Source organism: Xanthomonas campestris pv. campestris str. ATCC 33913, from assembly GCF_000007145.1.
GTDB lineage: Bacteria > Pseudomonadota > Gammaproteobacteria > Xanthomonadales > Xanthomonadaceae > Xanthomonas > Xanthomonas campestris.
Genome location: NC_003902.1, coordinates 1099138 through 1112044 on the forward strand (window position 1 = coordinate 1099138; position 12907 = coordinate 1112044).

At 65.8% G+C, this 12907-nt stretch carries 10 protein-coding genes; 9 read left to right on the forward strand and 1 reads right to left on the reverse strand.

Annotated elements, in window-relative coordinates; genetic code table 11:
• Nucleotides 1-286 precede the first annotated feature (286 nt).
• A complete protein-coding gene (locus tag XCC_RS04895; RefSeq protein ID WP_011036160.1) occupies nucleotides 287-2701 on the reverse strand; it encodes a TonB-dependent receptor in 2415 nt (804 codons plus the stop codon).
• 114 nt (nucleotides 2702-2815) lie between these two features.
• Between XCC_RS04895 and XCC_RS04900 the strand changes: the two genes are divergently transcribed.
• The 9 genes from XCC_RS04900 to XCC_RS04940 all read left to right on the forward strand — a co-directional run bounded on the left by XCC_RS04900 (nucleotide 2816) and on the right by XCC_RS04940 (nucleotide 12696).
• Nucleotides 2816-4897 carry a phosphocholine-specific phospholipase C gene (locus tag XCC_RS04900; protein WP_011036161.1) on the forward strand — a complete coding sequence of 694 codons (2082 nt, stop codon included), beginning with the start codon at nucleotides 2816-2818 and terminating at the stop codon, nucleotides 4895-4897.
• Nucleotides 4898-5068: 171 nt separating this feature from the next.
• Entirely contained in the window at nucleotides 5069-5713 is a 645-nt protein-coding gene (locus tag XCC_RS04905; RefSeq protein ID WP_011036162.1) for a histidine phosphatase family protein, read from the forward strand.
• 32 nt (nucleotides 5714-5745) lie between these two features.
• Entirely contained in the window at nucleotides 5746-6306 is a 561-nt protein-coding gene (locus XCC_RS04910; protein ID WP_373372539.1) for a hypothetical protein, read from the forward strand.
• 63 nt (nucleotides 6307-6369) lie between these two features.
• Nucleotides 6370-6894, forward strand: a complete 525-nt coding sequence (locus XCC_RS04915) for a hypothetical protein (RefSeq protein ID WP_019237909.1) — start codon at nucleotides 6370-6372, stop codon at nucleotides 6892-6894.
• A gap of 150 nt (nucleotides 6895-7044) precedes the next feature.
• Nucleotides 7045-8346 carry a bifunctional tetrahydrofolate synthase/dihydrofolate synthase gene (folC, locus tag XCC_RS04920; protein ID WP_043877821.1) on the forward strand — a complete coding sequence of 434 codons (1302 nt, stop codon included), beginning with the start codon at nucleotides 7045-7047 and terminating at the stop codon, nucleotides 8344-8346.
• A gap of 67 nt (nucleotides 8347-8413) precedes the next feature.
• Complete coding sequence (locus tag XCC_RS04925) at nucleotides 8414-9481, forward strand: SPOR domain-containing protein (RefSeq protein ID WP_011036165.1); 1068 nt, start codon at nucleotides 8414-8416, stop codon at nucleotides 9479-9481.
• Between the two features lie 91 nt (nucleotides 9482-9572).
• Nucleotides 9573-10319: a CvpA family protein gene (locus XCC_RS04930; protein ID WP_011036166.1), complete on the forward strand. Its 747-nt coding sequence runs from the start codon at nucleotides 9573-9575 to the stop codon at nucleotides 10317-10319.
• Between the two features lie 30 nt (nucleotides 10320-10349).
• Nucleotides 10350-11816 carry an amidophosphoribosyltransferase gene (purF, locus tag XCC_RS04935; RefSeq protein WP_011036167.1) on the forward strand — a complete coding sequence of 489 codons (1467 nt, stop codon included), beginning with the start codon at nucleotides 10350-10352 and terminating at the stop codon, nucleotides 11814-11816.
• A 79-nt stretch (nucleotides 11817-11895) separates the two neighbouring features.
• On the forward strand, nucleotides 11896-12696 hold the full coding sequence (locus XCC_RS04940) for a ferritin-like domain-containing protein (protein WP_043877820.1): 801 nt from the start codon (nucleotides 11896-11898) through the stop codon (nucleotides 12694-12696).
• Nucleotides 12697-12907: the final 211 nt, after the last annotated feature.

Here is a 12907-nt window from a genome sequence, read left to right on the forward strand (position 1 = left end):
ATCGACTGGTGGCGCGGTGGATCAGCCCGCCAGAGCTTGCCCCTGAAGAAAAGTGCCTGGCAGGAACGCCCGATGCAACGTGCGGCGCTTGATGGCCGTGCCATCCAGCGCCGCTGCCGGCATCCGCTGTCTCCAACCCCTCTCCCGACGGCGAGGGGCTTGGGTCGAGAACCTGCTGGCGCCGGAGAAGGCGCCACTACGGTGGACTCCTCCATGCGCTGGCGTTGCACCGCATTCACTCGCGGAAGCAACGCGCATCCACCCCTGCGCCGCTCATTCGCCAGCGTCAGAACTTCACATCCAGGCTCAGGAAGGTCTGCCGCGGCGCGCCCACCACCATGGTCTGGTTGTAGCCATTCGGATCGGAGGCGACATAGCCGTTGGTGCCGGTGCTGGCGAAGTAGCGCTTGTCGGTGAGGTTGGTGATGTTCAAGGCCAGCGCGACATCGGCTACGCCGCCAAGGCGGCCGAAGTCATAGCGCGCGCCGGCATTGAACAGCCAGTACGAGGGCACCTGCGAATCGTTGAGGAAGGTGATGTAGCGCTTGTCGACATACTTGCCGTCCAGATCCAGCCGCAGGTTGCCAATCTGGTAGCTCGCGCTGGAAGAGAACATCAACGCCGGAATGCCGACCACGTCCTTGCCCGCGGTGGCGACCACGCCGTTGTTGAGGTAATCGTCCTGGTAGCGCGAGCGATTCCACGACAGCGAGTTCAACCAGCTCAGGCCCTCGATCGGGCGCCACATCAACGCCAGGTCGGCGCCGGCGCTGTGCACCGCGCCGACGTTGCTCAGGATCGATGCGCAGGTCTGCACGGCCGTACACGGCGAGGTGGTCAACAGGCGGTTGGAGAACTTGGTGAAGTAGGCGTCGGCCGAGAGCTGGAATTGCGCGTCCTGCACGCGGTAGCCCACCTGCACCGTCTGCGACTCTTCCGGTTCCAGCGTGGAGCGGCTGCGGTCGAACGCGGCCTGCGAGGTGGCGAACGGCGTAAAGCCGAACGCGGCGATGTTCTTGCTGTAGGAGGCGTAGATGTCCTGGCGTTCGTCGAGTTTGTAGTTCACGCCGACTTGCGGCAGGAAGTTGTCTTCGGCACGGATGCGCCCCTGTGCCAGCGCGGTGGTCGGCACCAGCGATTGCGCGCGCGTAGTGGTGCTGAGCGCCTTTGCGCCGTAGTTCACGGTCAGGCGGTCATCGAGCAGGCGCACGGTGTCCTGCAGGTACAGCATGCGGGTCTGAGTGGTGTAGCGCTGCTGGAAATCGCGGCGGAATGGGGTCTGCGCTTCATACACGTTGTACAGCGACGTGTAGCCCTCGTTGCCCAGCGCGAAGTAATTGCGCCCTTGCGTGGTGCGTGCATTCTCGGCCCAGACGCCGGCTTCCAGATCGTGATTGCCCCATGACCACTTCAATGCGCTGGTACCACCGAAACGGTCCAGGCCATAGTCGGTGGTGCGCATCGACACCGGGATCTGCGCCGAGGTGACGACATACGGCGTCACCCACTGCCCCTCGCCGCGATTGGCGTGGTAGTAGCCGGCGGCATCCAGGGTTGCACCGCCGAACACGAACGTGCCCGAAAGGCCGGCAAGATTGTCGCGGCGCAGGCCGCCACCGGCGTAGTAACTGGCATCGAGCCAGCTGTAGTCGTCCGGCAATCCGGCCAGCGATTGCGGATAGCCGTTGGCCACGCCACTGGTGGCACCGGTGGTCTGATACGCACGTGCCATCTGCACCGCGGTGGCCCAATCCGGTTGCAGGTAGTCGTAGTCCCAACCCAGCGCGCGCTGACTGGTCAACGACAAGTCCATGTAGTCGTATTCCTTGCGCCGCGAGGTATCCAGGAACAGGCTCAGACGATTGCCATCGCCCCACTGGTACACGGTCTTGAGGTTGGCCTGCTCGGATTGCTGATCGCCGAAACCCTTCCACTTGTCGGTGCTGGCGTTGGCGTAGGACAGATACGCCGACAGGCCATTGCGATCGCCGGTATCGGCGCGCGCGAAGGTGCGTCGCGTTGCATCGCTGCCCACCGTCTGCACCAGCCGCGCGCCGGGCGTGGTCTGCGGGTCGGCGGAGTAGAACTGCATGGTGCCGCCCAGATTGGTGTTGGACGCAGTGCCGAGCGCGCCGGCGCCTTGTGCGATCTCTACCGAACCGATGTTTTCGGAAATGATGGCGCGGGTGATGTGCAGGCCGTTGGTGACGCCGTAGCTCATGTTGCCCAGCGGGATGCCGTCGAGCGTGTAGCCCAGGCGGCTCTGGTCGAAGCCATGCAAGGTGACCTGCGTGGACCACTCATAGGTGCCGAAGGGATCGGCGGACTGGAACTGCACGCCGGGCAGCTTTTCCACCGCCTTGAAGGCGCTGCTACCCGGTGTCAGCTGCTCGATGTCCTGCCGGCTGATGCGTTGCACCTGCCGCGTGCTGCCTTGCGAGACCACGTTGATCGCATCCAGCTGGGTCGCGTTGCCAGCCGCATCGGCGGGCGTTACCGGCGCGTCCGCCGCGCTGGCGGGGATAGGGTCGGCGGCGTGTGCGATGACGGGAAGCAGCACGGCGAGGGCGAGTGCCAGTGGCGTGACATGGAAACGACGGGCGGAAGTCATGGGGGAATCCTGTTCGAGCACGGCTGAGGGCGGACGCACGGTGCAAGACCGGCGTTTCGCGACGCAGGGTGTCAACGGCTCATGAAACATTGATGACGGTGGCTGTCGCAAAACTGTCGCGTGCGGGGGCTATACGTGTGCACTGGCGTCGCGCGCCGCTGCGGCACGCCGTCTTTTTCAGTGTTTTCCAAAGGTTTTTCTTCCATGACGGCCTCCCCCTCGCGTCGCGACTTTCTCAAACGTGTGGCAGCACTGACGGCTGCCGGTGCGCTACCCGCCTCGATCGGACGCGCGCTCGCACTGCCGGCAAACGCACGCACCGGTACCTTGCGCGACATCGAACACGTGGTGATCCTGATGCAGGAAAACCGCTCCTTCGATCATTACTTCGGCACCATGCGCGGTGTGCGCGGCTTCGGCGACCCGCGTGCGCTGCAGTTACGCGACGGCAACCCGGTGTGGAGCCAGGCAGCCAGCGACGGGCGACGTGTGTTGCCGTTCGCCTTCGATGCGCGCAACACCTGCGCGCCGCTGATCAAGAGCCTGGATCACTCCTGGAAAGCCGGCCATGGGCAAGACCCGTTGCGCTGGCAGGAATACGACGCCTGGGTGCCGTACAAGGGCGAGCTGACGATGGGTTATTTCCAGCGCAGCGATATTCCGTACTACCACGCGCTCGCCGATGCGTTCACCATTTGCGATGGTTATTTCTGCTCGCTGCACGGGCCCACCAATCCCAATCGCATGTATCTGTTCACCGGTACCAGCGGCTTGAGCGTGGGCAACACCGGTGCGCAGACGGTCACCAATGCCGACGACGGCAACTGGACCGCCGACATGGCGCGCGACAAACCCGGTTACGCCGCGATGCAATGGACCACCTACGCGCAGCGGCTGCAGGCGGCCGGTGTCGATTGGCGGGTGTATCAGGAGTACGACAACTTCGGCTGCAATTCGTTGGCGTACTTTGCGCACTATCGCGATCTGGATCGCAACGATGAGCGCTATCGACGCGCACGTGCGTGCGTCCCGGGGTCCACTGCCGACAATGCCGCCACCACGCAGGCCGATCATCTGGTCGCAGCCATCGCCGCCGATGTACAAGCCAACCGACTGCCGCAGGTGTCGTGGGTGATCCCGCCCACCGCCTATTGCGAACATCCCGAAGCGCCGCCGGCATATGGCGAATCGCTGGTGGCGCGGCTGATCGATGCGCTCACCGCCAATCCCGAGGTGTGGTCCAAGACCGCGCTGATCATCAACTACGACGAGAACGACGGCTTCTTCGACCACGTGCCTGCGCCGCTGCCGGCACTGGATGCGCGCATGGGCCGCAGTAACGTGGACGCGCGCGGCGAAGTGCACGAGGGCGTTCCGGTTGGGCTGGGCATTCGCGTGCCGATGCTGGTGATCTCGCCCTGGACGCGCGGCGGCTGGGTCAACTCGCAGGTGTTCGACCACACCTCTGTGCTGCGTTTGCTCGAGCGCCGTTTCGGTGTGGCCGAACCCAACATCAGCCCGTGGCGACGCGCGGTGAGTGGCGATCTCACCAGCGTGTTCGACTTCCGCCAGCCGGACCATTCCGCGCTGAGCGCGCTGCCAGCGATCGGCGACTACCGCGCACGCACGGCCGCGGTGCGCGACAAACCGCTGCCGGTGCCGCCAACCACTGCGCAGATGCCGCGGCAGGAACCAGGGCAGCGGCCCGCGCGCGCGCTGCCGTATGCGTTGCAGGTGCATGCGCGTGTCCACGATGACAGCGGCGTGCAGTTGCAGTTCATCAACACCGGTGCCGCTGCAGCTGCCTTCAACGTGTACACGTCCGCCGCGACAGGCGGCCCCTGGTATTACACCGTCTTGCCCGGCACTCAGCTGGACGACGTGCCGATGGGCGCGGTGCACGACGGCGCGTATGCATTGCGCGTGCACGGCCCGAATGGATTTTTGCGCGAGTTCGCAGGGAATTTAGGTGCCGAGCAGCCGGCGTTGGCTGCGCCGTGGGTGCAGGCGCGTCAGGATGGCGAGCTGCTGGTGTTGGAGATCGGCAATGCCGGGCGCCAGCCGTGCACGCTGCAGGTGCGCGCGCTGGATTACGCCGAGCCGACCACACAGCCGCTGCAGTTGGCCGCAGGGCAGCGCCACACTCTGCGCCTGACATTGGCGGCAAGCGATCACTGGTATGACATTGTGGTGGAGCAGCCGGGCAGCGCGTTCCGCCGCCGGCTGGCCGGGCACCTGGAAACCGGCAAGCCCAGTCGCAGCGACCCGGCGCTCGGTCGCGCCTGAGCCAGCCGCGGGTTCTGGCCGGCGTGCGGGTGGCATGCAACGCGCAGGACGGTGCGCCGACCAGATCACCGTCTGGCTGATTCGCGGCCCGGGGAGGCGGCGAGGGCGGTATCATGCCGCTCCCGTCTGGCCGCAAGGCGAGCCGGCCCCTCCCCAAGGAATCTCTCGCGCATGCGCATCCTGCTTGCCCGTCACGGCGAGACGCCGTGGAACGCCGAAGGCCGTTACCAGGGCCAGATCGATATCCCGCTGTCACCGGTCGGCGAAGGGCAGGGCGCCGCGTTGGGCGCGCGTCTGCAGGCCTTGCAGATCACCCGCGCAGTGGCATCGCCACTCTCGCGTGCCCAGGCCACCGCAACGTTGGCGCTTGGCAGTGCACGCGCAGGCCTGCTGCAGACCGATGCGGACCTGCAGGAAATCGCCCATGGCGAATGGGAAGGGTTGCTTGCAAGCGAAATCAATGACAAGGATCCGGCACGCCTGCGCGCATGGCGCGAAGAACCCGACACCGTACTGATGCCCGGCGGCGAGTCGCTGCGTCAGGTGCTCGATCGCAGCTGGCGCGGTCTGGCGCGCGCCGCCGACGGCCTGGGTGCAGACGACACCTTGCTTGTGGTCGCGCACGATGCGGTCAACCGCGTGATCCTGTGCAAGATCCTCGGCCTGCCGCTGTCCAAGTTGTGGACATTCCGCCAGGCCCCCACCACGCTCAACCTGCTCGAAGGCGACGACGTCGATCACCTGGAAGTGGTCCGCCTCAACGATTGCGCGCACCACACGCCGTTCTTTGGTGAAGCCAAGCATCGGGCGTTATAAGGCCACGTGCGGCAAGGATGCTGGAAGACGCCATGGCGCGTTCGACCGTAACACCGCCCCGCTGGCCAAAAGCGTTCCGTATGACGGCGCTCGCGGGAGTAGCCGGCCTGTTGGCGCTGGGGAGCTTCTCCGATTTCATCCCCGCACCCTTCATGTCCGGGCGGAGCTGGATTGCGCCGATGTGGCTGCTGGGCGCGGCAATGACGGCGTTTATCGTCGTGCAGGGCTATCGCTTCGGTGGATGGAAGGTGGTCGTCGGCAAGCAGCTGATCAACACCGTGCTTGCGATCTGCCTGGCGCCGCCGTTGTTGGGGCTGCTGTGCTGGATCGTGCTGGCCAGAGGCGCGCCGTGGATCTACACGCGTATCGCGGGCGTGGGTTTTGAAGAAACCCACCTCATGCAAACCGAATACGTGCGCAATGCGCGGACCTGCAAATACCGGTTGAGCGGCGGCCCGCTCGAAGATCGTTTCCCGAGCCATCTGTGCATCAGTGAGCAGTTGTATCGGCGGCATCCGGACCAGCCGGTTGCGATGCGGGTGCGTGGCCAGCGGTCGGTGCTGGGCATGCGCATCGCGTCGGCCCTGCCGTAATTCGGCGCACGCTCCAACGTACCTCGTCAGGATGATCAAGTGACATCGAAACTGTTTGCATGGATGAAGATCGGAACGTTCTTCGCCGTGATGGGTCTGCTTGTCTTGGGCCTGTTTGCCGATTTCGTTCCTGCACAATTCCTGCAAGGACGCACTTTGAAATGGCCATGTTTAGCGGTTGGCATCGTGCTGACGGTGTGGCTGCGCAGGCACAATCGGCGTCTTGGTCGACCAACGGACTTGGACGGACACGGGCGTATTTTCAGTGCCTTCATGTTCTTCGCAACACCGGTGATGCTGGGTTTTGTGTCGTGGTTGTTGCTGGCAAAAACGGCACCTTGGTTGCTGACCTGGGCCATTGGCGGTTCATTCGAAGAAGCGTACGTGATGCAGACGGACCATCAATCGAGTCGAAGCACCTGTGAATATCGGCTGCGGGGTGGGCCAATGGAACATGGGTTTCCAGATTACCTCTGCATCCACGAAGACCTGTATCACCGCTATCCACAGCAGCAGGTCGCAGTGATATTGAAAGGGCAGCGCTCACGACTGGGGACACACATTGTGGAAATCTATGGTCCGCAATGACGCGCCACTGTGTGGTCGTCACGTTGGCCGGATAGGTGTCGTCCCAGGTTCAGCGCGTTGCCACCTGCTCACTGGTGGCAGACAGCAAGCGTCCGCGGGTCAAGGATGAAAAACTGCTGCTGGTAGTCCAGGACCCGGGCAACCGCGATAATGCGCGCTGCCCGCAAGACCTCAGGTAGCACAGTGACCACCCCCAACACACTCTCCGACTGGCTCGCCTATATCGAGCAACAGCATCCCAGCGCCATTGCCATGGGCCTGGAACGTGTGCGCGAAGTTGCTGCGCGGTTGCAGATTGAAGCGCCGGCTACGCACGTGATCGTGGTCGGCGGGACCAATGGCAAGGGCTCCACGGTGGCCTTCATCGAAGCGATCGGGCGTGCAGCCGGCTGGAAGGTGGGCGCCTACACTTCGCCGCATCTGCTGCGCTACAACGAGCGCGTGCGTATCGACGGGGTCGAGGCGAGCGATGCGCAATTGGTGGCCGCGTTCGTTGCGGTGGAGGCGGCGCGCGGCGATACCGCGTTGACCTATTTCGAATTCGGCACGCTGGCCGCGCTGTGGCTGTTGCAGCAGTCCGAGTTGGAGTTGGCGGTGCTGGAAATCGGCCTGGGCGGGCGCCTGGATGCGGTCAACATCATCGACGCCGATGTGGCGGTGATCACCACTGTGGACATCGACCATACCGATTGGCTGGGCGAGGACCGCGAGGCGATCGGTGCGGAGAAGGCCGGCATCATCCGCGGCTGGAAGCCGGTGGTGCTGGGAGAGATCGACCCGCCATCCAGTGTGTTGCGGCGGGCTTACCAATTGGGTGCCAACGCCATCCGCGCCGGCAGCGATTATTTCCATGAGCCCATCGATGCGCAGCACTGGCGTTGGCGTGATGTTGCGCAGACCCTGGAGCTGCCGATGCCAGCCTTGCAGGCGCCGGTGCAGCTGGCCAATGCAGCGGCGGCGATCGCCGCATTGCAGGCGTTGCCGGTCGAGGTGCCTGCAACCGCCTGGGCGCAGGGTGTGGCTGCCGCGCAGCTGCCTGGCCGCCTGCAGCGGGTCGCGCGCGATGGGGTGGAGCTGATGCTGGATGTCGGCCACAACCCGCAGGCCGCGCGTGCCCTGGCCCAGGCGCTGGGCAAGGCCACGCCGGCCGGCACCACCGTTGCGCTGTATGCGGCGCTGGCGGACAAGGATGTGCGCGGTGTGGTCGAGGCGTTGACCGGGTGTGTGGACCAATGGGCACTGGCCGGGCTGGAGGGCGCGCGTGGGCAGTCGGCCGAGGCCTTGCGCGCCCGCCTGCAGGGCACCGCCGCCGCACAGGCGGCCTGCCATGGCGATGTGGCCGGTGCGCTGCATGCGGTGCTGGCGGAGGCGCAGCCAGGCGACCGCGTGCTGGTGTTCGGCTCCTTCCACACCGTGGCCGATGCGTTGCAGGCACTTCATTCAGGCCATTGAGGTCGGTTGCCGGGCGCCGGCCTTATAATCGCCGCGGCACCCCGCCACGCCGCCTCTTGTCTCTTCCGTGGATACTGTTCTGAAACAGCGACTGATTGGCGCCATCGTTCTGGTGGCGCTCGCCGTGATCTTCCTGCCGATGCTGGTGAAGGGCCCTGCGCCCTCCAGTGGCGTGGCCGATGTTCCGCTCGACGCGCCTGCCGCACCCGGCACTGGCGAGTTTGAAACCCGCGAATTGCCGCTGGTCACGCCCGGTGCCACACCGGCTGGCGGCGCGCTCGGCATGCGGGGCGCTGCCACCGCACCGGCCGCAGTGCAGGACAACCCCGATGCGGCCGATCTGGCCGCCCCGTCGAGCACGCCGTCCGCACCGGAGGTGGCTGCCGGCAATTACGCGGTCAACTTCGGCGCCTACGCCAGCAGTGCCGACGCCGATGCAGTGATCGCGCGGCTCAAGCAGGCGCAGTTGCCCGGCTTCAGCGAAAAGACCCAGATCAATGGTCGCCCTGCCTGGCGCGTGCGGGTGGGCCCGTATGCCGAGCAGGCGCAGGCCGAAGCGGCCCGTCTGCAGGCGGTCAAGGTGCGCAGCGACGTCAACGCGCAGGTGGTGACGCTGGATGCCGGTGCCAATGCGCCTGCACCGGTGACCGCTCCCACCCCGAGCACCGCCGCGCCCAAGCCGGCCGGCAGCACCACCGCGGCGGCCACCACGGCACCGACCAAGACCGAGAGCCTGCCGCCGGAGCCGGCCAAGCCAGTGGCCGCAGTGCCCAAGCCGGCCGAGGCACCCAGGCCTGCGCCGGCCAAGCCGGAAGCGCCCAAGCCCGAACCCAGCAAGCCCGAGCCGGCCAAGCCGGTCGCGGCAGCGCCGACCGCGCCCGCCGCGCCGGCCGCCAGTGGGGTTGGGTTTGCGGTCCAGCTGGGCGCCTTTGGCCGTGCCGAAGACGCCAATGCGCTGCGCGACCGCGTGCGTGCCGCCGGATTCAGCGCGTTCGTGGAACAGGTGCGCACCGACAAGGGCGCGCTCAACCGCGTGCGCGTCGGGCCGGTGGCCAACCGTGGCGATGCCGAGCAATTGCGTGCCCAGGTGGCGGCCAAGGTCGGCATCTCCGGCATGGTGCGTCCACATCCTTGATTCTCGATAGCCTCACACCCATGGAGGGGAGGGCGATGATGACTGCATCCTGCCAGGCAAGCGGCGCGCACCCCGCGTCACGAGGTTGGCCATGATCGACATGGTGTTGGGCGTCATCATCCTGGTGTCGGCGCTGTTGGGTCTGCTGCGTGGATTTGTGGCGATCGTGGTCGGCACGCTGTCGTGGCTGCTGGCCGGCTGGGCCACGTTCCTGTTCGGCGGCCCGGCCGCGCGCTGGCTGGCCGATGGCAAGCACCCCTCGGCCACCGAGTCGTTCGGTGGCTACGCCATGGTGTTCGTGGGCGTACTGATCAGCGTGGCGGTGATCGGCATGGTGATCCGCGCCGGCGTGGACGCGGTCAAGCTCGGTGGGACCGACCGCATGCTCGGGTTCGGTCTGGGCGTGGTGCGCGGGGCCTTCCTGGCTTGCGTGCTGGTGCTGCTGATGGGCTTCACGCCGCTGCCGCGCGAACCGGCCTGGCGGCAATCGGTCCTGCTGCCGGTGCTGTCGCCGGGCGCTGGCTGGATGCGCGCGCAACTGCCGGCCTGGCGGATGCCCTCGATGGACCTTCCATCGATGGAACTCGGCAACGTATCAGCGGAGTTGGGGAAGTTGCCTTCGGCAGGCGATAATACGGACCTGGGCAAGGCGCTCTCCGGGTCTGGCCTGAGCGACAGGATCAACAAGGCGCTCGGCAAACCCGGCAAAGCTGCCAGCGACGGACGCGATCCGACGCAGGCGATGCCGGCCAATATCGATCCGGCGCAGGTTCGCGGCGGAGAAAGCGACCCGGCTCGGGTCGAGTCCCAAGGCCAGGCACGGCCACCTTCACAGTAACGGCGCAAGCCGAAGCGGAGAACGCGCACCATGTGTGGCATCGTCGGTATTGTCGGCAACCAGAACGTCGCCGGGCAGCTCTATGACGGCCTGACCGTCCTGCAGCATCGCGGGCAGGATGCCGCAGGCATCGCCACGGCCGATGGCACGCGGTTGCGCGTGCAAAAAGCCAACGGCCTGGTCCGCGACGTCTTCGACGAAAAGAAGATGGCGGTGCTGGAAGGCCGCGTCGGCATCGCGCATTGCCGCTACCCGACCGCCGGCTCGGAAGGCATGGACGAAGCACAGCCGTTCTACGTCAATTCGCCGTACGGCATCGCGCTGGCGCACAACGGCAATCTGATCAACACCGAGGCCTTGCGCCAGCAGGTGTTCGAGGCCGACCGCCGCAATATCAACACCGATTCGGACAGCGAAGTGCTGTTGAACGTGTTCGCCTACGAGCTGGACGCGCAACGCATGCTCACCCCCGAAGCGGCGATCCGCGCGGTAGCTGGCGTGCACCGCCGCTGCAAGGGTGGCTATGCGGTGGTCAGTGTGGTGCTGGGCCTGGGCCTGGTGGCATTCCGCGACCCACACGGCATCCGCCCGCTGGTCCTGGGCAAGCGCGAACACGCCGAAGGCACCGAATACATCGTGTCGTCCGAATCGGCGGCCTTGGACATCCTTGGCTACCAGCGCGTGCGCGACGTGCGCCCGGGCGAGGCGCTGGTGATCACTGCGCGTGGCGAGCTGTTCTCCGAAATCTGCGCCGCGCCGACCGACCATGCGCCGTGCATCTTCGAGTACGTGTATTTCGCGCGTCCCGATTCGATGATCGACAACATCTCGGTGCACAAGGCGCGCATGCGCATGGGCCTGAAGCTGGGCGAGAAGATCCTGCGCCTGCGCCCGGACCATGACATCGACACCATCATTCCGATCCCGGATACCTCGCGCGATGTGGCGCTGGAGATGTCCAACGTGCTCGGCGTGAAGTACCGCGAAGGCTTCGTCAAAAACCGTTACGTGGGCCGCACCTTCATCATGCCGGGGCAGGGCGAACGGCAGAAATCGGTACGCCGCAAGCTCAACCCGATCCATCTGGAATTCCGCAACCGCGTGGTGCTGCTGGTCGACGATTCGATCGTGCGCGGCACCACCAGCCGGCAGATCGTGCAGATGGCGCGCGACGCCGGTGCACGCAAGGTGTATCTGGCCTCGGCCGCGCCGCCGGTGCGCTACCCGAATATCTACGGCATCGACATGCCGGCCGCCGAAGAACTGATTGCGCATGGCCGCAGCGAGCAGGAAATCCAGGAATTCCTGGGCTGCGACTGGCTGATCTACCAGGATCTGGAAGACCTGGAAGTGGCGGTGCGCGAAGGCAATCCGGACATCAAGCAGTTCGATTCGTCGTGCTTCAACGGCGAGTACATCACCGGTATCGAGCCAGGGTATTTCGAGCGCATCCAGCAGCTGCGTTCGGACGATGCCAAGAAGCGCCGGCGCGCCTGATCACTCAGGGCGCTGTGACGCGGCAGTGTGAGTGCGCGCGCCGCAGCCAGTGCAAGGTTGCGCGCCGCAGGGAGTGACGATGGATCTGTTGCAAGCCGCGCACGCCTGCCTGCAGGCGTGTGATCCGGTCGAAAAGGTCGCGCTGACCCAGCAGTACGCCGCAGCGTTTCGCGCGGGCAGCTTGCCGCTGCCGGCCCAGGCCGCCGCGCCTGAACCCATTCGTATGCCGGGCCGCCCGCCGCGCCCGTTGCTGGTCCATCCGCGCGAGCTGCCGCGGCGCGGCCTGGGTACGCCGGAGGGGCGTGCGGCCTTCATCCATGCCATCGCGCACATCGAGCTCAACGCCATCGATCTGGCTTGGGATGCGGTGTACCGGTTCCGTGGTGTGCCGGACGGGTTCTATGCCGATTGGGTGGCGGTGGCCGATGACGAGTCGCGTCATTTCATGCTGCTGCGCGAACGGTTGCACGCACACGGCCGCGACTATGGCGACTTTGCCGCGCACAACGGGCTGTGGGAGATGTGCGAGAAAACCGCGCACGACGGCCTGGCACGCATGGCGCTGGTGCCGCGGGTGCTGGAAGCACGCGGGCTGGATGTTACGCCGGCCATGATCCACAAACTGCGCTCGCTGGGCGATACCGCCACTGCGCAGGTGCTGGAGATCATCCTGCGCGAAGAAGTGGCGCACGTCGCCGCGGGTTCGCGTTGGTATCGCTGGTATTGCGAGCAGGCCGGCATCGAGCCGCGCGCGCGCTTCAAGGAACTGTTGCGCGACTACGCCGGCGGCTACCTGCACGGCCCGTTCAATATCGAAGCGCGTCTGCTGGCAGGCTTCGATGAAGACGAATTGGCTAGCCTCGTGGAGCAGGCTGGCTGAGGCGCGCGCGCTGGTTAGCGCGGAGAACTATCGGTTTGCATCCCTCCGCGCAGGCCGACAAGGAGCGCGTTGCCGACGCTGCATGCCGTGCGCACAACGTAGCGAAGCATGCTGTCTGATTAGGGTGCTTCGATGAGCGCTTTATCGGTCGGCCAGCGTGTGTGCGCCCAAGCAACACCATCCGACGGAGAGCGGGCCCTGTAAGCCAGCA